The following is a 20,318-nucleotide window of genomic DNA, read 5'->3' on the forward strand; positions in this document are numbered from 1 at the left end:
TGACCTGACATGGACCTCCTGAACTACGCCTTCATGCAGCGGGCGCTGCTCGCCGCCCTCCTGGTCGGCATCACCGCGCCGGCCGTCGGCATCTACCTCGTCCAGCGCCGCCAGGCGATCATGGGCGACGGCATCGGGCATGTCGCGCTGACCGGTGTCGCGCTGGGCTTCCTGCTGCGCGCCTCGCCCGTGTGGATGGCCGTGCTGGTCGCCGCGCTCGGCGCGATCGTCATGGAACTGGTGCGCTCCAAGGGCCGTACCCGCGGCGACATCGCGCTGGCGATGCTCTTCTACGGCGGCATGGCCGGCGGCGTGATGATCATCAACCTGGCGCCCGGCGGCTCCACCGCCAACCTGACCACCTACCTCTTCGGCTCGATCACCAGCGTCTCCGCCGAGGACGTGACGGTCACCTGCGTCCTGGCCGCCTTTGTGATGGCGGTCACGCTCGGCCTGCGCCGGCAGCTGTTCGCCGTCTGCCAGGACGAGGAGTTCGCGCGGGTGATGGGCCTGCCGGTGCGGTGGCTGAACCTGCTGCTCGCGGTCACCGCCGCGCTCACCGTCACAGTCGCGATGCGCGCCGTCGGACTGCTGCTGGTCAGCGCGCTGCTGGTGGTGCCGGTGGCCGCCGCGCAGCAGGCCACCCGCGGCTTCGCGATGACCCTCGCGCTGTCCGTCGCCATCGGAGTCGTCGTCACCCTCTCCGGTACGGTCTTCTCCTTCTACGTGGACGTGCCGCCCGGCGCGAGCATCGTGCTGCTGGCCATCGCGGTCTTCGCCCTGATGGCGGCGCTGGCCGCGCCGCTGGCCGGAAAGCGCGCGAGGGCCGCGGCCAAGGCCGCGAAGCAGTGCAGTCTGGACGTGCCCGGCAGCCGCTCCCCCGGCGACGATGTCAGCGTGCAGGGGGCCAAGGGGTAGGGATACGCGTAAGCGTTGCACCCGGGCTCCGGTCATCACCTGGCACAATGGCCGGACTGATGTGCAGGGGGACGTCCCGAGACCTAGGGAGGCAACGGTGGCGAGCGCTGGATCTCCGGTGCGTGGCCGGGCGACACGGCAGCGGGCCGCCGTGGCGGCGGCGCTGGACGAGGTGGACGAGTTCCGCAGCGCGCAGGAACTGCACGACATGCTCAAGCACCGGGGGGACTCGGTCGGGCTGACGACGGTCTACCGGACGCTGCAGTCCCTCGCCGACGCGGGCGAGGTCGACGTGCTGCGGACCAACGACGGCGAGGCCGTCTACCGCCGGTGCAGCACCGACGATCATCACCACCACCTGGTCTGCCGCACCTGCGGCAAGGCCGTCGAGGTGGAGGGCCCGGCCGTGGAGAAGTGGGCGGACCAGATCGCCGCCGAGCACGGCTTCCAGGACGTCGGGCACACCATCGAGATCTTCGGTACGTGCGGCGAGTGCTCGGCCAAGGCGGCCGAAGGCTCCGCCTGACGCGGCGTACCGCACACGGACGAGGCCGGACCCCTGACCAGGGGTCCGGCCTCGTCCGTGTGCGGGTGGGGCGGCGGCGCTACTTCTTCGCGGGCTCCGCCTCCGGCGCCGCGCCGAAGCGGCGGTCCCGCTTGGCGTATTCGAGGCAGGCGTCCCACAGGTTCCGCCGGTCGAAATCCGGCCAGAGAATGTCCTGGAACACCATCTCCGCGTAGGCGCTCTGCCAGATCAGGTAGTTGGACGTGCGCTGCTCGCCGGAGGGCCGTACGAACAGGTCCACGTCCGGCATGTCCGGGTAGTACATGTACTTGGCCACGGTCTTCTCGTTGACCTTGTTCGGGTCCAGCTTCCCGGCCCGCACATCCGCGGCGATGGCCGCCGCCGCGTCCGCGATCTCCGCCCGGCCGCCGTAGTTGACGCAGAAGTACAGCGTCATGGCGTCGTTGTCCTTGGTCTGCTCCTGGGCGACCTGGAGTTCCTGCACCACGGACTTCCACAGCTTCGGCATCCGGCCGACCCAGCGGATACGGATGCCCAGCGCGTCCATCTCGTCCCGGCGGCGGCGGATGACATCGCGGTTGAAGTTCATCAGGAAGCGCACCTCCTCGGGCGAGCGCTTCCAGTTCTCCGTGGAGAAGGCGTACAGCGACAGGTTCTTGACGCCCATCTCGATGCAGCCCTTGAGCACGTCGAGGACGACGCCCTCGCCGACCTTGTGGCCCTCCGTGCGGGGCAGCCCGCGCTCCTTGGCCCAGCGGCCGTTGCCGTCCATGACGATCGCCACGTGGTTCGGGACCAGCTCGCCGGGGATCTTCGGCGGACGCGCACCGGAGGGGTGCGGCTCGGGCGTCTCGTATTCGCGTCGGCCGCGCCCCAGAATTCCGCGTCGTGCCATCCCGTCCACATCTCCTATGCCGTAGTGCGTACTGCGTGGTGGGTTCGGTCCGGGCCGCCGCCCGGCCTCCGCACCGGTACTCGCCTTCGAGCTGCTGAGCCTATCTACTTCTCCACGTACCGCAGCGAGCGCAGTCCGCGCTCCAAGTGCCACTGCAGATACGCCGCGACGAGCCCGCTGCCCTCCCGTACGTGCCGGGGCTCGCACGCGTCCGCCGTCGCCCAGTCGCCGGACAGCAGCGCCGCGAGCAGCGCGATGGCCTCCGAGGAGGGTACGACGCTGCCCGGCACCCGGCAGTCGCCGCACACCACGCCGCCGGAGCCCACCGAGAAGAATCGATTCGGGCCGGGCAGGCCGCACTTGGCGCAGCCGTCGAAGCTGGGGGCGTAGCCGTTGACCGCGAGCGAGCGCAGCAGGAACGCGTCCAGCACCAGATGCGGTTCGTGCTCGCCGCGCGCCAGCGTCCGCAGCCCGCCGACCAGCAGCAGATACTGCTGCACGGCCGGCTCGCCCTCGTGGTCGGTGAAGCGCTCGGCGGTCTCCAGCATGGCCGTGCCGGCGGTGTAGCGGGCGTAGTCCGTGACGATGCCGCCACCGTAGGGCGCGATGGTCTCACTCTGTGTGCACATCGGCAGACCGCGCCCGACCAGCTCGCTGCCGCGGGCGTAGAACTGCACGTCGACGTGGGAGAACGGCTCCAGCCGCGCGCCGAACTTGGACTTCGTGCGGCGCACGCCCCGGGCCACCGCCCGGACCCGGCCGTGACCGCGGGTGAGGAAGGTGATGATCCGGTCCGCCTCGCCCAGCTTCTGGGTACGCAGCACAATGCCGTCATCGCGGAACAGACTCATGCGGTCCATTCTCGCGCACCCGGCGGGGACGGCCGTACGGCCCCGGGGTGCGGCCTCAGGACGGCGTGCGGGCCGCCGCCAGCAGCCGGGCGGTGTCGTCCGGGCACAGCAGGAGGGCCGTGCCGACGGTGGTCAGGACCTCGCGCTCGGACGGCAGGTACGGGCCGTCGGCGAGGGCGATCCTGGCGCCCTGGAGGAGCAGGGACTCCCGGCCGGCCGGGGCGAGGTGCGGGGCCAGCGGCTCCAGGGCCTCGTGCAGCTCTATGGCCAGCGCCGTGCCGCACGGGTCGAGCCCGCCGCCGGGCCGTCCCAGGCTGCCGGAGGCCGTACGCGACAGGGCGCCGTCGTGCGCGCCGGGCAGCCGGCCGGTGTCGGCGGCGAGCGCGGCGAGCAGGGTCAGCAGCTGGTCCTCCGTACAGTCCGCGAAGCCCGCGGCGCGCACCGTGCCGACGGCGGTGCTGCGCACCCCGGGCGAGGTGGTGCCGCCGGCGGCCAGCACGGCCAGCGTGACGGTGTGCACGGCGTCCCGCAGCATCGCCGAGAAGCGGGTCGTGGTGGGATGGTCCAGCGCGTCCAGCGCGAAGTGGCCGCGGCAGGCGGAGCACTCGACGACCGGGCCCGCGGTGCCGCGCGGCAGCAGCGGCAGGCCCAGGACGGTCAGCCGGCGGCGGCCGGTCCGCCGGAGGTAGTTGCGGTCCCCGCCGCACTCGGGGCAGAAGAACTCGCCGTCGGCGACGGTGCGCCAGGACGTCCGCACACCCACCACAGCCAGTTTGTGCATCACGTCGACCCTCCGTAACGCTCCGGCATCCTTGCCGCGTTGACGTGATGTTAGCCACATCGGAGATGTGTCGTCAGTACTGCGGACCGGACAAGACGGCCGTTTAAACCGGTTGAACGCCCAAGCGCCCCCCGGCGCTCGCGAGGAGAACCGGGGGGCGCCGGGTACGCCGCAGGTCAGGGCCGTCCGGCGGGCCGTCCGCCGGGCCGTGCGCCGATCCGCGCGGACGGCCCGGTGATCAGCGGCTCGCGCGGTTGACCGCGGAGACGGCCGCCTTGATCGAAGCGCGCACGATGTTGCCGTCGATGCCGACGCCCCACAGCACCTTGTCGCCGATCGCGCACTCGATGTACGCGGCGGCCTGGGCGCCCACGCCCTCGCTCATCGTGTGCTCGACGTAGTCCAGCAGCCGTACGTCCACGTCGATGGCGTGCAGCGCGTCGAAGAACGCCGCCAGCGGGCCGTTGCCGGTGCCGGTCAGGACCGCGTCGGCGCCGTCCACGACCGCCTCGACGGTCAGTGCGTCGGTGTTCTCGGTGGTGGTGGAGGTCTGCGCGCTGCGCAGCGCGATCCGGCCCCAGGCGTTCTCCGGGGTCGGCAGGTACTCGTCCTGGAAGGCCGACCAGATCGCGTCCGGCGTGACCTCGCCGCCCTCGGCGTCGGTCTTCTCCTGGATGATCTTCGAGAACTCGATCTGCATCCGGCGCGGCAGGTCCAGCTTGTGGTCGTTCTTCAGGACGTAGGCGATGCCGCCCTTGCCGGACTGCGAGTTGACGCGGATCACGGCCTCGTACGAGCGGCCGACGTCCTTGGGGTCGATGGGCAGGTACGGAACGGCCCACTCCAGGTCGTCCACGTCCTTGCCCTGCTCCGCCGCCTGGACCTCCATGGCCTCGAAGCCCTTCTTGATGGCGTCCTGGTGGGAGCCGGAGAAGGCGGTGTAGACCAGGTCGCCCGCGTAGGGGTGGCGCGGGTGGATCTCCATCTGGTTGCAGTACTCGGCGGTCCGGCGGATCTCGTCGATCTGCGAGAAGTCGATCTGCGGGTCCACGCCCTGGCTGAACAGGTTCATGCCCAGGGTGACCAGGTCGACGTTGCCGGTGCGCTCGCCCTGGCCGAACAGGCAGCCCTCGATACGGTCCGCGCCCGCCATGATCGCCAGCTCGGCGGCAGCCACCGCGGTACCGCGATCGTTGTGCGGGTGCACGGACAGGCAGATGTACTCGCGCCGCGACAGGTTGCGCGACATCCACTCGAAGCGGTCGGCGTGGGTGGAGGGGGTGGAGCGCTCGACGGTGGCCGGCAGGTTCAGGATGATCTCGCGCCCCGCCTCGGGCTGCCAGACGTCCATGACGCCCTCGCAGACCTCCAGCGCGAAGTCCAGCTCGGTGTCGGTGAAGATCTCCGGGCTGTACTGGTAGCCGAAGGCCGTCTCGTCGCCCAGGATCTTGTCCGCGTACTCCATGACCAGCCGGGTGCCGTCCACCGCGATCTGCTTGACCTGCTCGCGCGAGCCGCGGAAGACCACCCGGCGGAAGACCGGCGCGGTGGCGTTGTACAGGTGGACGGTGGCCTTGTGGGCGCCGCGCAGCGACTCGACGGTCCGCTCGATCAGCTCCTCGCGGGCCTGCGTCAGGACGGAGATCGTCACGTCCTCGGGGATCGCGCCCTCTTCGATGATCGAGCGGACGAAGTCGAAGTCGGTCTGGCCGGACGAGGGGAAGCCGACCTCGATCTCCTTGTAGCCCATCTTCACCAGCAGGTCGAACATCTCCCGCTTGCGGACCGGCGACATCGGGTCGATCAGCGCCTGGTTGCCGTCGCGCAGGTCCGTGGACAGCCAGCGGGGGGCCACGGTGATGCGGTTGTCCGGCCAGGTGCGGTCCGGGATGTCCACGGCCTCGTAGGCGCCGTAGCGGTGGACCGGCAGACCGGACGGCTTCTGGGTGCGGGTCGCGTTGGTGATGGGCGTGGGGCGGCCGACGGAGTTCTCAGCAGGAATCGACGGATTCGTCATGATGACGCGGGGCTCCTCGTGTGTCCGCGGGGGAAGAGGCCGACGGGGCGAAGATCGCAGCACCGAATCCCGCGGGGAGGGGGTCGGCCCTACGACAACAGACCCTCGCCGCGGCAGCTAAGGAGAAGCAGCCCGTAACGCATGATGCACAGCACCCTAGCCGAGGCAGTACGAGGACGGTGGCCCCGTATCAGTATGCGGGACCGGGGTGATGTAACCCCCTTACCGCGATCAACCACACGTTTTCAGGAATCATGACGGCAGGGAGTGACAGGGTGATGACCCAGTGCCACATTGCCGTGCATGAACCCTGAAGCCACTGAGGCCCACCCCGTCTTCTGCACGATCGTGCCGCCCCACGTCCTCGACCACCTGTCGCAGCTGGAGGACGCCGGCCGCTCCGAGCGCGCCCTGCGCACCCTGGAGCACGACGCCCTCCAGCGCACCCGGCGCCGCATCACCACCGTCCGCGGCCTCGGCGCGCCCACCGGCACCCCGTCGGAGAAGCCGAACCGCACCATCTACGACGCGAAGCACCAGGAGGTGCTGCCGGGCAAGAAGGTGCACTCCGAGGCCGACAAGCCGTCGAAGGACGCCTCCGTCAACCGCGCGCACGCAGGTCTCGGCGCCACCTTCGAGCTGTACCTGAAGGTGTACGGCCGGCACTCGATCGACGACTCCGGCCTGCCGCTGAACGCGACCGTCCACTACGGCGAGAACTACGACAACGCCTTCTGGGACGGCCAGCGGATGGTCTTCGGCGACGGCGACAACGACCTGTTCCTCGACTTCACCATCCCCGTCGACGTCATCGGCCACGAACTGACCCACGGCGTGACCCAGCACACCGCCAACCTGGACTACTTCGGTCAGTCCGGTGCGCTCAACGAGTCCATGTCGGACGTCTTCGGTTCGCTGATCAAGCAGTACGCGCTCGGCCAGACCACCTCCCAGGCCGACTGGCTGATCGGCGCCGGGCTGCTCGGCCCGAACGTCACCGGCGAGGCGCTGCGCTCGATGAAGGCCCCGGGCACCGCGTACGACGACGACGTGCTGGGCAAGGACCCGCAGCCCGCGACGATGGACCACTACGTGAAGACCTCGCGCGACAACGGCGGCGTGCACATCAACTCCGGCATCCCCAACCACGCCTTCTACCTGCTCGCCACGGACCTCGGCGGCAACGCATGGGAGCGGGCCGGCCAGATCTGGTACGACACGCTGACCGGTGGCCAGCTGGACAAGGACGCCCAGTTCGCCGACTTCGCGCGCCTGACGGTCGCCACGGCGCGCAGCAAGTACGGTGAGGGCGCAGAGCTCCAGGCCCTCCTCAAGGCATGGTCGCAGGTGGGGGTCCCCAGCAACTGATCCCGACCGCTTCTGGCCCGTTCTGTCCGTTTCCCCGCGTTCCACTGGGTAGGAAGCCCGTCATGCGGATTCAAGTACGGCGCACCGGCGGCTTCGCCGGCATCGAGCGGCACGCCGAGGTCGACACCTCGGGCCTGCCCGATGCCGCGGAATGGCACGCCCTGGCCGAGCGGGCAGCCGCCGCCGGCCGGGGCACGCCCCCGGTTGGCGTCCCCGACGGTTTCAGCTACCAGATCACCATCGACGGCGACACGGTCTACGCCTCCGACCCCCGCCTCACCGAGGAACAGCGCCAGCTGATCAGCAGAGTGCTGAAGGAGGGCAGCTGACCGGCCGCCGGGCGATAACTCCCGCCTCCCGCACGCCTCTTGACACCCATACGCGGCGGTAATCACTATCCGGCGCATGGACGCTTCGCGTGTGCCGGACGGGACCTCGTCGTCTGCGTTGCCCCGCTTTCCCGAGGGGTTCCTGTGGGGGGTGTCGACCTCCGCCCATCAGATCGAGGGGGCGGTGGACGAGGACGGGCGGGGGCGGTCGGTGTGGGACGGCTTCGCCGCGGAGGCCGGCCGGATCAAGGACGGATCGGACGCGCGGGTGGCGACCGATCACTACCACCGGTACCGGGAAGACGTGGCGCTGATCAAGGAGCTGGGCGCCGGCGCATACCGGTTCTCGGTGGCCTGGCCCCGGGTGATGCCGGACGGCGGGCCGCGGGTCAACGCGGCGGGGCTGGACTTCTACGACCGGCTGGTGGACGAGCTGTGCGCGGCGGGCGTCCGGCCGGTGCCGACGCTCTTCCACTGGGACACGCCGCAGGCCGTCGAGGCGGCGGGCGGCTGGCTGGAGCGGGACACGGCGCGGCGGTTCGCGGCGTACGCGGATGCCGTCGCGGCGCGGCTCGGGGACCGGGTGGACCGGTGGATCACGCTCAACGAGCCCGCCGAGCTGACGCTGCTGGGGTACGGGCTGGGGCAGCACGCGCCGGGCAGGCAGCTGGGGTTCGAAGCGCTTCCCGCGGCACACCATCAGCTGCTGGGGCACGGGCTGGCCGTACAGGCGCTGCGGGCGCGGGGAGCTGGCAATATCGGGATTGCCAATTCCCACGGGCCCACGTGGGCCGCGTCGGAGTCGGCCGCCGACCAGGAGGCGGCGGGGCTGTACGACCTGCTGCTGAATCGGTTGTTCGCGGAGCCGGTGCTGCTCGGGCGCTATCCGGAGGAGGAGCTGACGGCGGCGCTGCTGTCCGGGGCTGACCTGGACGACGACCTGCGGATCATCGGTGAGCCGCTGGACTGGTACGGGGTGAACTACTACCAGCCGACGAAGGTCGGGGCGCCGGAGGCGGCAGGCGGCGGGCCGACCGCGTTCGCGGGGATCGAGCTGCCGCCGGGGCTGCCGTTCGCGCCGCGGGCGATCGAGGGGTATCCGCTGACGGACTTCGGCTGGCCGGTGGTGCCCGCGGCGCTGACCGAGCTGCTGACCGGGTTCCGCGACCGGTACGGCGAGCGTCTGCCGCCGGTCGTCATCACCGAGAACGGCTGCTCGTACGAGGGCGTCGAGGACCGGGAGCGGATCATCTTCCTGGACGCACACATCCGGGCCGTGCACGACGCGGTCACCGCCGGGGTGGACGTGCGCGGATACTTCGTCTGGTCGCTGCTGGACAACTTCGAGTGGGCCGAGGGGTACGCCCGCAGGTTCGGGCTGGTGCACGTCGATTACGGGACGCTGGCGCGCACGCCGAAGGCGTCGTACCACTGGCTGCGGGACGCGCTGCGGGCGCAGCGGTGACCGGGGCGGGGGCCGCGGAGACGCCCGGGGCCCTCGCCGAGCCGGCCGTGCGCGTGGGCCGCGGCTGGACCGCCGCGCTGGCGCTGGCGAACGGGGCGGTCTGGGCCGGCTGGTACGGCCCGATCCAGGTCCTGCTGGCCCTCCAGGCGGCCGAGCTGGCGCCGTCCGGCATGTCGAAGGAGTCGGTGCTGGCCTGGGTCACGGGCCTGGGCGCCGCGGTCTCCCTCGTCGCCAACCCGCTCTTCGGGGCGCTGTCGGACCGTACGGCGTCCCGCTTCGGGCGCCGTACGCCGTGGATCGCGGCCGGTGTCCTCGGCGGCGCGGCGGCGCTGTGCCTGCTGGCGGCGGCCCGGGGCGTCGCCGCCATGGCGGCCGGGTGGTGTCTGGTGCAGCTGGCGCTCAACGCCGCGTTCGCGGCGGTGACCGCGGCCGTGCCGGACCGTGTGCCGCATGCCCAGCGCGGCACGGTCGGCGGCTGGCTGGGCGCGGCGCAGTTCCTGGGGGTGGTGGCCGGTACGGGGCTGGCGTCCGCCGCCGGCGGCATCGCGGCGGGGTACGTGGCGTGCGCCGTCTTCACGGTGCTGGCCACGCTGCCGTACGTACTGCGCTACCGGGACCTGCGGATCGGGCGCGGCGACCGGCCGCCGTTCGCGTGGCGGGCCTTCCTCGCCGGATTCCGGATCAGCCCGCGCCGCCACCCCGACCTGGCCTGGGCCTGGCTGACCCGCTTCCTGGTCAACCTCGGCAACGCGATCGCCCTGCTCTACCTGCTGTACTACCTGCGCGACGCACTGCACCGGCCGCACCCCGAGGACGGCGTGCTGGTGCTGACCGCCGTCAACGGTGTGCTGCTGCTCGCCACGGTCGTCGTCGGCGGGATCTGGTCGGACCGTACGGGACGGCGCAAACCGTTCGTCCTGTGGTCCGGTGTGATCATGGCGGTGGCCACCGCGCTGCTCGCCGGGTGGCAGACCTGGACCGGCGCGCTGGTCGCCGCCGCGCTGCTGGGCATCGGCTTCGGCGTCTTCACGTCGGTGGACTTCGCGCTGATGACGGACGTGCTGCCGACCGCCGCCGACCGGGGCAGGGACCTCGGCATCATCAACATCGCCAACTCGCTGCCGCAGGTCGCCGCCCCCGCGCTGGCCGCGCCGGTCGTGATGTACCTGGGCGGCTACCCGGTGCTGTACCTGCTCGCGGCGGGCATCGGGCTGGCGGGGGCGCTGCTGGTGCGGCGCATTCGCGGGGTGGAGTGAGCGGGCCCTGCGGGTCTCAGAAGCCGAGCTTGCGCAGCTGCTTCGGGTCGCGCTGCCAGTCCTTGGCGACCTTGACGTGCAGGTCGAGGTAGACCGGCGTGCCGAGCAGCGCCTCGATGTGCTTGCGGGACTTCATGCCGACCTCCTTCAGCCGCCTGCCCTTGGGGCCGATGATGATCCCCTTCTGGCTGGGCCGCTCGATGTAGACGTTGGCGTGGATGTCCAGCAGCGGCTTGTCGGCCGGGCGGTCCTCGCGCGGCAGCATCTCCTCGACGACGACGGCGATGGAGTGCGGCAGCTCGTCCCGTACGCCTTCGAGGGCCGCCTCGCGGATCAGCTCGGCGACCATGACCTGCTCGGGCTCGTCGGTGAGGTCGCCCTCGGGGTAGAGCGGGGGGCTCTCGGGGAGCATCGGGACGAGCAGGTCGGCGACGAGCTGCACCTGCTTGTCGCCGACGGCCGAGACCGGAATGATCTCCGCCCACTCGATGCCCAGCTCCCGGCCGAGCTGGTCGACCGCGAGGAGCTGTTCGGCGAGCTGCTTGGAGTCGACCAGGTCGGTCTTGGTGACGATGGCGATCTTCGGGGTCTTCTTGATCCCGGCCAGCTCGCCCGCGATGAAGCGGTCGCCGGGGCCGAGCTTCTGGTCGGCGGGCAGGCAGAAGCCGATCACGTCGACCTCGGCCCAGGTGGTGCGCACGACGTCGTTGAGCCGCTCGCCCAGCAGAGTGCGCGGCTTGTGCAGGCCCGGGGTGTCGACCAGGACGAGCTGGGCGTCCGGGCGGTGCACGATGCCGCGCACGGTGTGCCGGGTGGTCTGCGGGCGGTTGGAGGTGATGGCCACCTTTGTGCCGACCAGAGCGTTCGTGAGGGTCGACTTGCCCGCGTTCGGGCGGCCGACGAAGCAGGCGAAGCCGGCGCGGTGCGGTGCGGAGGACTCTGTGGGAACGCTCATGGCGCCCATTGTCCCCGATCGCCGGAGCCGCGCCGACCACCCGGTCGGGCGGCGGCCGGCGGCCCGTACCGTACGCGGCCCGGCTCAGGGCGCGGCGCCGACCCGCTCCGCCCGCGGTCGGCCGACCGCCCGGCGGGCGTCGATGCGGTCCCACAGGGTCAGCAGCGGGGTCGCCATCACCGTCGTCACCAGCGCCACCACGACCAGCACCGCGAACAGTGACGGCGTCACGATGCCGGCCGCCAGGCCGATGTTGATCGCGATGAGCTGCATCAGGCCCCGCGCGTTCATCAGCGTCCCGATGCGCAGCGCGACCGCGCCCTCCTCCCCCGCCGCCCGGGCCGCCAGCCAGCAGGCGCCCAGCTTGCCGAGGACGGCCAGGGCGACACAGGCCACGGTGAACAGCAGCAGGCCGGGCGAGGCCAGCAGCGCGAAGTCGGTGTTCAGGCCGGAGTAGGTGAAGAACAGCGGCAGGAAGACGATTCGGCTGATCGGCCCGATCGCCTCGATCGCGCGGTCCACCGCCTCGGAGCGCGGGAAGACCACGCCCAGGCTGAACGCGCCGAAGACCGCGTACAGGCCGATGCGGTCGGTGTACCAGGCGGCGAGGAACAGCAGGACGACGGTGACCAGCAGCAGCTCGTCGGGGGCGCGGCGGTGGGTGAGGCCCGCCAGGCGGGTGCCGGAGCGGGCGAGCAGCGCGAGGACGACCACCAGGCCGGCGCTCCCGGCGAGGGCGACGAGCAGCGGCCCGGTGCCGCTGCCGGCCATGCCCAGCACCCCGGCGAGCAGCACCCACGCCAGCGCGTCGTCCACCGCGCCGGACGCCAGGGACAGCGAGCCGAAGCGGGTGCCGGTCAGGCCGCGCTCGGTGATGATGCGGGCCAGCATGGGGAACGCGGTGATCGCGAGGGTCACGCCGACGAAGAGCCCGCAGACGCCGACGGCCACGTCCTTCGGGAAGACATCGACGCTGTCGTGGACGGCGTAGGTCAGCCCCACGCCCAGCGCGAACGGTACGAGGATGCCGGCCGCGGAGATCATCGTGGCCGGCTTGGCCACCCTCCGGATGCCCGCCGTACGGAACTCGTAGCCCGTCTGGAACATGAAGACGACCAGGCCGATCTGCCCGGCGACATACAGCGCGGGCCGCAGTTCCGGCGGGAAGAGCGCCGCCTCCACACCGGGCGCCAGCAGGCCCAGCACGGACGGCCCCAGCACCACGCCGGCGGCCATCTCGCCCACCACGGGCGGCTGGCCCAGCGCGCGCAGGGCCCGGCCGACCAGCCGGCAGACGAGCAGGATGACGACGACGGCCAGGAAGAAGACCGGCCCCAACTCGGTGGTGGACATGACGGAACGCCCTTCGGCTCGCGGGGACGTACGGGAACGGGCGGGCCCGGGTGCCGGGCCCGGACAGGGCGGGCTCGGGGGTCAGGCGTGCGGGTACGGACAGCGCGCCGGGGCCGGGACGGTGCCCGGCAGCGGGACGCCCTGCGTGTCGTGGGTGGCGAAGTAGCGCTCGGCCGGGCGCAGGCGGCGGGCGTCGAGCACCATCCACGTACCGAGGACGAGCTGGACGCAGCTGCGCCACACGTCCTCCCACCGGTCGCGCACCCTCAGAAAGACCCGGGCGGCGAGCAGCCGGTGCTTCGGCAGCGGGCGGTCGCGCCGGACCAGCAGGCACGGGGCGCGGTGCGGGATGGAGCGGGTGTGGGCGACGGTGGAGTGGAGGGTGAAGCGGCGCAGCACCTCGCGGGTCGCGGCGTGCATGGCCAGCGGGGCGAGCCGCCAGGCCGGGCAGGGCCGGTTGGCGGCGACGCCGAACGGGATGTGGTGCTGCTCCTTGGCCACCAGGCGGTCCCAGCGGGCGGGGTCGAAGACCTCGGGGTCGGAGTAGCCGGTGGCGTGGTAGTCGGGGTAGTTGAAGCACAGGACGGAGCCGGCGGGGATGGCCGTGCCGGGGCCGAGCGGGATGTCGTCCGTGCTGATGCGGTGGGCGACGCCGAAGAGCGGGTAGAGGCGCAGCGTCTCGTTGAGGACGTTGGAGAAGTACCGGTCGTCGTCCGGTCCGGCGGCCAGCCTGCGCTGCGCCTCCGGGTGCTGGGCGAGGACCAGCAGCAGGTGGGCCATGGCCTCGGACATCTGGACGATGGCCGTGTTGAAGAAGGTGCCCTGGAGGTAGTACGCCTGCTCGTCGGGCGTGAGGGAGCCCGGCAGGTGGTGCGGCGGTACGGTCCCGGCGGCGATGCGCTGCCGCAGGTGGCGGGTGAGGCGGGCACGGCGGGCCGGGTGGCGGAGCCGGGTGCACTTCAGGGAGTTGACCACGTCGGCGGCGTTGTCCACGATCAGGCGCCGGACGTACGGCGGGCACGGTTCGCGGAAGACGAGTCCGTAGAAGAACTCCGCCCACACCGGCATCATCAGGTCGCGCAGCCGGACCAACTCGGCCCGGCCGGTGACCAGTTCGTCGAGCACGGCGGCGGTACGGCGGGCCACCGCGGCGGACAGCTCGCGGCTGGGCCCGGACAGCACGGCGAGGGTGGTACGGGCGACCTCGTCGTAGCGCGGGCCGTCCTCCAGGTGCTCCTGGTGCACCTCGGGGCCGGGCGCGAGCCAGTACCAGAAGAGGTCCGAGAGGGCGGCGCCCCGGCTGCGGCCGTTGGCGGCGGGGTGGGAGTAGATCTCCTGGAAGCGGTCGGCGGGGACGTCGGCGCTCGGGAAGGCGATGCCTTCGTCGCCGTTGATCCGCGCGAAGAGCGCGACGCGGGCGGCGACGACGGAGCGCGGCAGCCAGTACGGGACGGAGAGGAGACCGGCCGCGGCGGCGAGCAGCTTGGCGGTGCGGCGGGGGTTCATCGGGCCTCCCCTTCGCCTTCGCCGCGCGCACTCCCCCGCGCGACCACCAGGTCCGGCCCGAGGTCGGCCGGACTGCTGCCGCCGCACAGCGCCAGTACGTGGTCGAACTCGGCGCGCAGCAGCTCCAGTACGTGCCGGACGCCCTTCTCGCCGTCCGCGGCCAGGCCCCACAGCACCGGGCGGCCGACGCCCACGGCCGACGCGCCCAGGGCGAGGGCCACGGCGGCGTCCGAGCCCCGCCGTACGCCGCCGTCCAGCAGCACCGGCACCCGGCCCGCGACGGCCAGGACGACGGCGGGCAGCGCCTCGATGCTCGCCGGTGCGGCGTCGAGCTGACGGCCGCCGTGGTTGGAGACCAGCAGGCCGTCCACGCCCTCGGCGACGGCGATCCGGGCGTCCGAAGGGTGCAGGATGCCCTTGAGCAGCACCGGCAGCCGGGTCTGCGCCCGCAGCCGGCGCAGGTCGTCCCAGGAGAGTCCCGGCGTCATGGCGATGTCGCGGGGGCGGCCGTCCGGGGCGCCGGGCAGGCCGCGCATGTTCTCGGCGGCCAGGCCGTCGGGCAGGTCGTCGAAGCCGTGCCGGGCGTCGCGTTCGCGGCGGCCGAAGACCGGCGAATCGACGGTGACGACCAGTGCCGAGCACCCGGCCCGCTCCGCCCGGCGCACCAGCGCGAGCGTGACCTCCGGTTCGGGTTGCAGATAGAGCTGGAACCACACGGGCGCGTCGGCCCGTACCGCGCGGGCGGCGGCGGTCACCTCGGCCACCGGCACGGTCGCCGCCATGCCGGTGACCAGGACCGTGCCGGCCGCCGCCGTCGCGCGGGCGGTGGCGAGTTCGCCTTCCGGGTGGGCGAGGCGGTGGAAGGCGGTGGGCGAGACCAGGACGGGCAGGGACAGGCGGTCGCCGCACAGCGTGACGGACAGGTCGCGGGTGGCCGCCCCGCGCAGGACGCGCGGCAGCAGGGCGAGCCTGCGGAACGCCGCCTCGTTCTCGCGCAGGGCCGTCTCCCCGCCGGCGCCGCCGGCGAAGTAGTCGTACACCCGGGGGTCGAGCCGTTCCCGCGCCTGTTCGTGCAGGTCGGCGAGGGTGGGGATCACGGCCGGGCCGCCGCGTCCCGCTCGGAGAGCCGGGTACGCAGGAAGCTCCGCAGGGGCGCGCGGTGGACCTCCTCGCTGTCCCACTCGTTTTCGAGGTTCTCGGTGACGTGGTGCTCGGCGGTCGCCTTGCCGGGCGCCGCGCCGTCGAAGGCGCGGATCACGGGGTGCAGGTAGCGGCCGTCCAGGCCGGTGGTGTCCTGCTGGGAGTTGCGGCCCGCGGTGATGTCGAACGGGTTCACCTTGTCGTGGCCCTCGCCGTATTCGAGGGTGACGGTGAAGTACCGGTCGATGTCGCCGAAGCCGCCGTCCGCGACGGCGGTGTGCAGATGGTCGACCGGGACCTCCTCGCAGTAGCGGGCCGTGCCGTCCCGGTCGACGAGCACCGCGTCGGCGAGGAAGCCGAACATCTGGAAGAGCGCCGAGCTGCGGTTGACGCGGGCGATCGCCGCGTCGGTGACCGCCTCGGCGGTGCCGGGCAGCGCTCGGGCGGGCCAGGGCCGGCCGTGGTGGCGGGCTTCGAGGATGCGGTGCAGGGCCCGTACGCCGTACCGGAAGCCGTGGATGAAACCACTGGTGGTTTTCTTGAAATCGCGTACCTGGGTGATGGTGCCGGCGAAGTACAGCCCGGGTACGTTCGTGGATTCCCAGGCGTCGGTCTGCGCGGGGAATCTGTCGTTGATCGCCAGTTCGGGGCGGCACGCCGGGGCGAATATCGTCGGGTCGAAGCGGAATCCGGTGGCGAGGATGACCCGGTCGTACACGATGTCCTTGACGACTTCCTGGACCCGGGAAAAGGACACGGAGACCTTATAGGTGCCGTCCGGCTGCCGCCGGATACGCAGGATGTTGCCGTCCAGTACCGCGTTCTGCAATTTCAGCTGATAGGTGTCGAGGAAGTTGTTGTTGACGGCCCGCAGGTGTCCGACGAAATGGGTCTGCCAGGCGAACTTCAGCGAGCCGGGACCGGCGACGTGGATGACGGCGGCGGTCTCGATGAGGTTGTCCGCGGTTTCGAACGCGGAGTTGCCCCGGCCGATGATCAGCACCCGCTGCCCGGTGAAGGCGGCCGGGTCCACGTCCACCTCGTCGTAGCGCTCGACCGTCTCGACGCCCTCGATGGCGGGTACGTACGGGCGGGTCACGCCGGTCGCGACGATGAGCCGCCGGGCGCGCAGGACGGTGCCGTCCGCGGTACGGACGTGGAAGTCGCCGGGTCCCGACGGGCCGCCGTCCGGCCGGGAGATCTCGGTGACGTGGGTGTCGTACCGGATGCGGAGCCGGTGGGTGGCGGCGAAGTCGGCGAGATAGCCGACCATCTCGTCGGCGGCGGGGAAATAGCGCGGGGTGCGGGCGGTGAACAGCGGGGTGCGCTCGTCGGAGAGCAGGGAGTTCCAGTCGGTGCGCATGTTCAGCTCGGGGTCGTCCCACCCGGTGTGCACCTTGTTGATGGAGATGAGCGTGCGGTGCCGGGGAAAGCGGGTGAAGAACGTACCGGGGGCCGCACCGGCCTCCACGATGAGATAACTGCGCCCGGCCTGCTGCAGAAAATATCCGGCCTGTAATCCAGCGGGCCCCGCACCGACCACCAGATAGTCCGTCGTTTCTTCGTGGCTCACGCAATTCTCCTGTCACCTGCGAAGGATGGAGATGGAGCGGAAACCGACATTACTTGAGTGTTAAAGCACGGCACCAGTGCGCGAATAAGTGATATGCGTCACACCTTTTTTGAGGTTTGCGAGTACGCTACGGAAGCCAGTGTCACAAGGTCCGGGACTTTTACCCGGAACGCCGTTCTGTCGCGCCCCGGCGGGCCCCGCATTGCTCCGCCCGTACGCCACGCCCCGCTTGTCCCGCCGGTCCCGTGACGCATTTCAGCCGTTCACCTCCAGGAGCGGATGCAGCGAAATGAATCAGCCAGCCGAAAGCCCTTTGCCCCGCGACCACGTCTTCCCGCACGCCCTCGTCGACGCCTTCCGCCGGCAGCCGGACACGGCGGCCTTCGAACACCGGGGACGCGCCGTCCCGCGCCACGAGGTCCTGGACCGGGCCGCCCGCTGCGTACGCGGACTGCGCGCCGCGGGCGTCGGCCCGGGCTCGTCCGTCGCGGTCGCCGCCGGCGTCACTCCCGAGACGTTCGCCCTGCACCTGGCGGTGCACCTGCTGGGCGCCCGGCTGACCGGCCTGCGCCCCGGACTGCCGCCGCGGCACCTCGCGCAGATCCTGGCCGACGGCATCGACGTCCTGGTGCACGACGAGCCGTCGGGCACCCCCGAACTCTTCACGGCTGCCGATGGCCTCGCCCGACTCCGCCTGGAAAAGGACCTGTTGAGTACGGCGGTCACCGCCTCACCGGACGACCTCGTACCCCGCGGCCGCCCGGACGACATCGCCCTGATCACCCTGACCAGCGGCAGCACCGGCCAGCCCAAGCGGTGCGCCCACACCTACCGCAGCCTGAGCACAAGCTGGTCGTGGCAGCCCGCCCGCTGGACCGCGCGGACCTCTACGCTCGCCGCCGCCTACGCGCGCTTCCTGCTCTTCGGCACCCTCACCAGCGCGGTGATCTTCGAGCATCTGGGGCTGTGCCTCCTCGGCGGCGGCACCGCCGTCATCCCCGACCCGCCGCCGTCCTTCCCGGAGGTCTTCGCCCGGCACCGCATCACCGCCTGCCTGCTCACCGTCCCCCGGCTATACCACATCCTCGACACCCTGCGTACCGAGCCCATGGACACCAGCAGCCTGCACGCCCTGCTCGTGGCCGGATCCCCGCTGGCCCCGCACCGCCTCGCCGAGGCCACCGAGCGGCTCGGCCCGGTCGTGCACCAGGGATACGGGCAGACCGAGACCGGCATGCTGACCCTGCTCACGCCCGACGACCTCGCCCACGGGCCCCGGTCGGTGTACGGCACGGTGGGGCGGCCCCTGGACGGGGTGGAGATCGACGTACGGGACCCGGGCGGCGGGCAGCCGCCGGCCGACGGCGCCACCGGGGAGATCTGGGTCCGTACCGCCGGGGCGCTGGCCGGTTACTGGCACGACGCGGCGGAGACCCGCGCCGTGCTGCGCGACGGCTGGGTGCGCACCCGCGACCTCGGCCGCCTCGACGAGCACGGCTTCCTGCGGCTCACCGGGCGCACCCGCGAGGTGATCATCGTCAACGCCGTACTGCACTACGCGGGCGCCATCGAACAGGCACTGGCCCGGCACCCGGACGTGGACCAGGCGTATGTCGTGGGCGCGCCGGACGAGCGGACCGGCGAGGCCGCCCACGCGTTCGTCGTACCGACGGCGGAACGGCGGCCCGACCCGGCCGCGCTGCGCACGCACGTCGCGGCGGAGCTGGGCCCCGCGAGCGTGCCCGCCACGATCACCGTCATCTCGGAGGTGCCGGTCGCGGGGAGCGGCAAACCGGACAAGCGGGCCCTGCTGGGACTGGTCGGGGCCGGGGGCTTGGTGGGCGACGGGAGTGCGGTCGGGGACGGGGGCTCGGTCGGGGGTGCGGTCCGCTCCGGGTGAGGGAGGCGCCGCGGCCGGTCAGCCCGCCTCGACCGTGGCCCGCAGCGTGCCGTCCGGACCGGCGACCAGCACCGGCGTCCCGGCGCCGCCCAGGTCCCGTACGGCCGCGAGGTCCTCGGCCGTCGCCGTCTCCGCCGCGGTCACCACGGCGGCGGCCTCCAGCGACTGCGCACCGCTCGCGACGGCCATCGCGACCGCCGTACGCAACGCGCTGAGCTGCAACGACTCCAGCGCGACGGTACCGGCGACATACGTGCGCCCGGTCTCGTCGCGGACGGCGGCGCCTTCCGGCACGCCGTTGCGGGCCCGCGCGGAACGGGCCAGCGTGATGATCTTGCGGTCTTCCGGGTCCAGCGGTGCGGCTTCGCTCATACGGGCGAGCATATGCGTCCGGGGGACGCGGGAGGCGCGGGGGGGCCTACGACTGCACGGCGGTCCGGCGTACCGTACGGCCCTGGGCCGGCCGTCAGCCCGCCACCGAATACATCCCGCCCCGGCGGCCCTCCGGCGAGGTGAGCCACTCCAGCTTCGCCGCCGTGTCCGCCTCCGCCGTCCGGCGCGGATTGTGCAGCACGATGGTCAGGTCCGGGCGGGCCGGCACCCGCAGCTGGGTGGCCTCGAACAGCAGCGTGCCGACGAGCGGGTGCTCCAGCTCCTTGTGGATCTGCCCGCCGTCCTGCACGTCCCCGCGCGCCCACAGCTCCGCGAACTCCGCGCTGGCCGCGGACACCTCCCGTACGACGTCCTCGTACCCCTCGTCACCGGCCCGCTCCGACCACGCCGCCCGGTACTGCGCCACGATCGTCGGCGCGTTCCGCTCCCAGCTGGCGGCGCGGGAGCGGTAGACCGGATCGGTGAAGTAAGAGATCAGGCAGTTGGAACGGGAGCCTTCCTGGCCGTAATTGAGGACCAGCCGGGCTGCCTCGTTGTAGGCGACGCAGTTCCAGTACGGATCGAGGATGTGCGCCGGGAACGGCATCCACGCGTCGATCAGCCGTTGCAGTCCTTCGCTCATGTCGCGCACCGCGGGGTCCGGGTCCTGCCGCAGCGGCGGGTTGAGCCCGGCCAGTACGTACAGGTGCCGCCGCTCGGTGTCACTCAGCCGCAGCACCCGCGCCACGGAGTCCAGTACGTGCGGCGAGACGGTGATGTCCCGTCCCTGCTCCAGCCACTGGTACCAGGAGGCGCCGACCCCCGCGAGCACCGCGACCTCTTCGCGGCGCAGTCCCGGCGTACGGCGGCGGCCTCCGTCGGGCAGGCCGGCGTCGGCCGGGCTGACCCGGGCCCGGCGGCTCATCAGGAAGTCGCGAAGTTCCTGGCGGCGGCGTGATGTGGCCACGCTGTTCCCCCTGTCGATCGCTCTGCGCTTAGGTCCGCATCGACTCTAAACGCAGAAAAGCCCCGCACCATACGGTGCGGGGCTTCCCCACAATGATTGTTCGGCGGCGTCCTACTCTCCCACAGGGTCCCCCCTGCAGTACCATC

Annotated in this window: 18 protein-coding genes; 7 read left to right on the forward strand and 11 right to left on the reverse strand. The window is 72.0% G+C overall.

From position 1 onward, the window contains the following. Positions 1-9 precede the first annotated feature (9 nt). Entirely contained in the window at positions 10-918 is a 909-nt protein-coding gene (locus ADK86_RS05020) for a metal ABC transporter permease (RefSeq protein ID WP_053695472.1), read from the forward strand. A 97-nt stretch (positions 919-1,015) separates the two neighbouring features. Continuing rightward, complete coding sequence (locus ADK86_RS05025; protein ID WP_053695473.1) at positions 1,016-1,444, forward strand: Fur family transcriptional regulator; 429 nt, start codon at positions 1,016-1,018, stop codon at positions 1,442-1,444. Positions 1,445-1,523: 79 nt separating this feature from the next. On the opposite strand, the gene ADK86_RS05030 is transcribed toward ADK86_RS05025, so the two are convergent. The 4 genes from ADK86_RS05030 to leuA all read right to left on the reverse strand — a co-directional run bounded on the left by ADK86_RS05030 (position 1,524) and on the right by leuA (position 5,988). After that, entirely contained in the window at positions 1,524-2,339 is an 816-nt protein-coding gene (locus ADK86_RS05030; RefSeq protein ID WP_053695474.1) for an isoprenyl transferase, read from the reverse strand. Between the two features lie 104 nt (positions 2,340-2,443). Then, positions 2,444-3,190 carry a DNA repair protein RecO gene (recO, locus tag ADK86_RS05035; protein ID WP_003980753.1) on the reverse strand — a complete coding sequence of 249 codons (747 nt, stop codon included), beginning with the start codon at positions 3,188-3,190 and terminating at the stop codon, positions 2,444-2,446. A gap of 55 nt (positions 3,191-3,245) precedes the next feature. After that, positions 3,246-3,971: a TerB family tellurite resistance protein gene (locus ADK86_RS05040; RefSeq protein WP_030595745.1), complete on the reverse strand. Its 726-nt coding sequence runs from the start codon at positions 3,969-3,971 to the stop codon at positions 3,246-3,248. Between the two features lie 238 nt (positions 3,972-4,209). Then, entirely contained in the window at positions 4,210-5,988 is a 1,779-nt protein-coding gene (gene leuA / locus ADK86_RS05045) for a 2-isopropylmalate synthase (RefSeq protein WP_053695475.1), read from the reverse strand. 303 nt (positions 5,989-6,291) lie between these two features. Here leuA and ADK86_RS05050 point away from each other — a divergent pair, with 303 nt between their 5' ends. The 4 genes from ADK86_RS05050 (at position 6,292) to ADK86_RS05065 (ending at position 10,406) form a co-directional block, all read left to right on the forward strand. Next, positions 6,292-7,356 carry a M4 family metallopeptidase gene (locus ADK86_RS05050; RefSeq protein WP_053695476.1) on the forward strand — a complete coding sequence of 355 codons (1,065 nt, stop codon included), beginning with the start codon at positions 6,292-6,294 and terminating at the stop codon, positions 7,354-7,356. 62 nt (positions 7,357-7,418) lie between these two features. Next, the gene (locus tag ADK86_RS05055) at positions 7,419-7,685 is read left to right on the forward strand and encodes a protealysin inhibitor emfourin (protein WP_053695477.1); all 267 of its coding nucleotides are present in this window, start codon (positions 7,419-7,421) and stop codon (positions 7,683-7,685) included. Between the two features lie 76 nt (positions 7,686-7,761). Beyond that, positions 7,762-9,150 (forward strand): GH1 family beta-glucosidase, encoded by a 1,389-nt coding sequence (locus tag ADK86_RS05060; protein WP_053695478.1) that lies wholly within the window; start codon positions 7,762-7,764, stop codon positions 9,148-9,150. Further along, a complete protein-coding gene (locus ADK86_RS05065; protein ID WP_053695479.1) occupies positions 9,147-10,406 on the forward strand; it encodes an MFS transporter in 1,260 nt (419 codons plus the stop codon). Before ADK86_RS05060 ends, ADK86_RS05065 begins: the two co-directional genes overlap by 4 nt. A 16-nt stretch (positions 10,407-10,422) precedes the next feature. Here ADK86_RS05065 and era read toward each other — a convergent pair whose 3' ends face one another. From era to ADK86_RS05090, 5 genes are all read right to left on the reverse strand, one after another. After that, the gene (gene era, locus ADK86_RS05070; protein WP_420718824.1) at positions 10,423-11,370 is read right to left on the reverse strand and encodes a GTPase Era; all 948 of its coding nucleotides are present in this window, start codon (positions 11,368-11,370) and stop codon (positions 10,423-10,425) included. Between the two features lie 75 nt (positions 11,371-11,445). Beyond that, on the reverse strand, positions 11,446-12,714 hold the full coding sequence (locus ADK86_RS05075) for a cation:proton antiporter (RefSeq protein ID WP_053695481.1): 1,269 nt from the start codon (positions 12,712-12,714) through the stop codon (positions 11,446-11,448). Positions 12,715-12,795: 81 nt separating this feature from the next. Continuing rightward, entirely contained in the window at positions 12,796-14,220 is a 1,425-nt protein-coding gene (locus ADK86_RS05080; protein ID WP_053695482.1) for a cytochrome P450, read from the reverse strand. Beyond that, entirely contained in the window at positions 14,217-15,317 is a 1,101-nt protein-coding gene (locus ADK86_RS05085) for an alpha-hydroxy acid oxidase (RefSeq protein WP_199834355.1), read from the reverse strand. The genes ADK86_RS05080 and ADK86_RS05085 overlap by 4 nt, the downstream gene beginning before the upstream one ends. Beyond that, the gene (locus tag ADK86_RS05090; protein WP_078951822.1) at positions 15,314-16,933 is read right to left on the reverse strand and encodes an NAD(P)-binding domain-containing protein; all 1,620 of its coding nucleotides are present in this window, start codon (positions 16,931-16,933) and stop codon (positions 15,314-15,316) included. The genes ADK86_RS05085 and ADK86_RS05090 overlap by 4 nt, the downstream gene beginning before the upstream one ends. A 289-nt stretch (positions 16,934-17,222) precedes the next feature. Between ADK86_RS05090 and ADK86_RS05095 the strand changes: the two genes are divergently transcribed. After that, on the forward strand, positions 17,223-18,833 hold the full coding sequence (locus tag ADK86_RS05095; protein WP_234345715.1) for a class I adenylate-forming enzyme family protein: 1,611 nt from the start codon (positions 17,223-17,225) through the stop codon (positions 18,831-18,833). 18 nt (positions 18,834-18,851) lie between these two features. Here ADK86_RS05095 and ADK86_RS05100 read toward each other — a convergent pair whose 3' ends face one another. Beyond that, positions 18,852-19,205 carry a hypothetical protein gene (locus ADK86_RS05100; protein WP_033022087.1) on the reverse strand — a complete coding sequence of 118 codons (354 nt, stop codon included), beginning with the start codon at positions 19,203-19,205 and terminating at the stop codon, positions 18,852-18,854. Positions 19,206-19,299: 94 nt separating this feature from the next. Next, complete coding sequence (locus ADK86_RS05105; protein ID WP_234345717.1) at positions 19,300-20,130, reverse strand: helix-turn-helix transcriptional regulator; 831 nt, start codon at positions 20,128-20,130, stop codon at positions 19,300-19,302. Positions 20,131-20,318: the final 188 nt, after the last annotated feature.

Origin of the sequence: Streptomyces sp. NRRL F-5755, assembly GCF_001279365.1 — a bacterium.
Lineage (GTDB): Bacteria > Actinomycetota > Actinomycetes > Streptomycetales > Streptomycetaceae > Streptomyces > Streptomyces rimosus.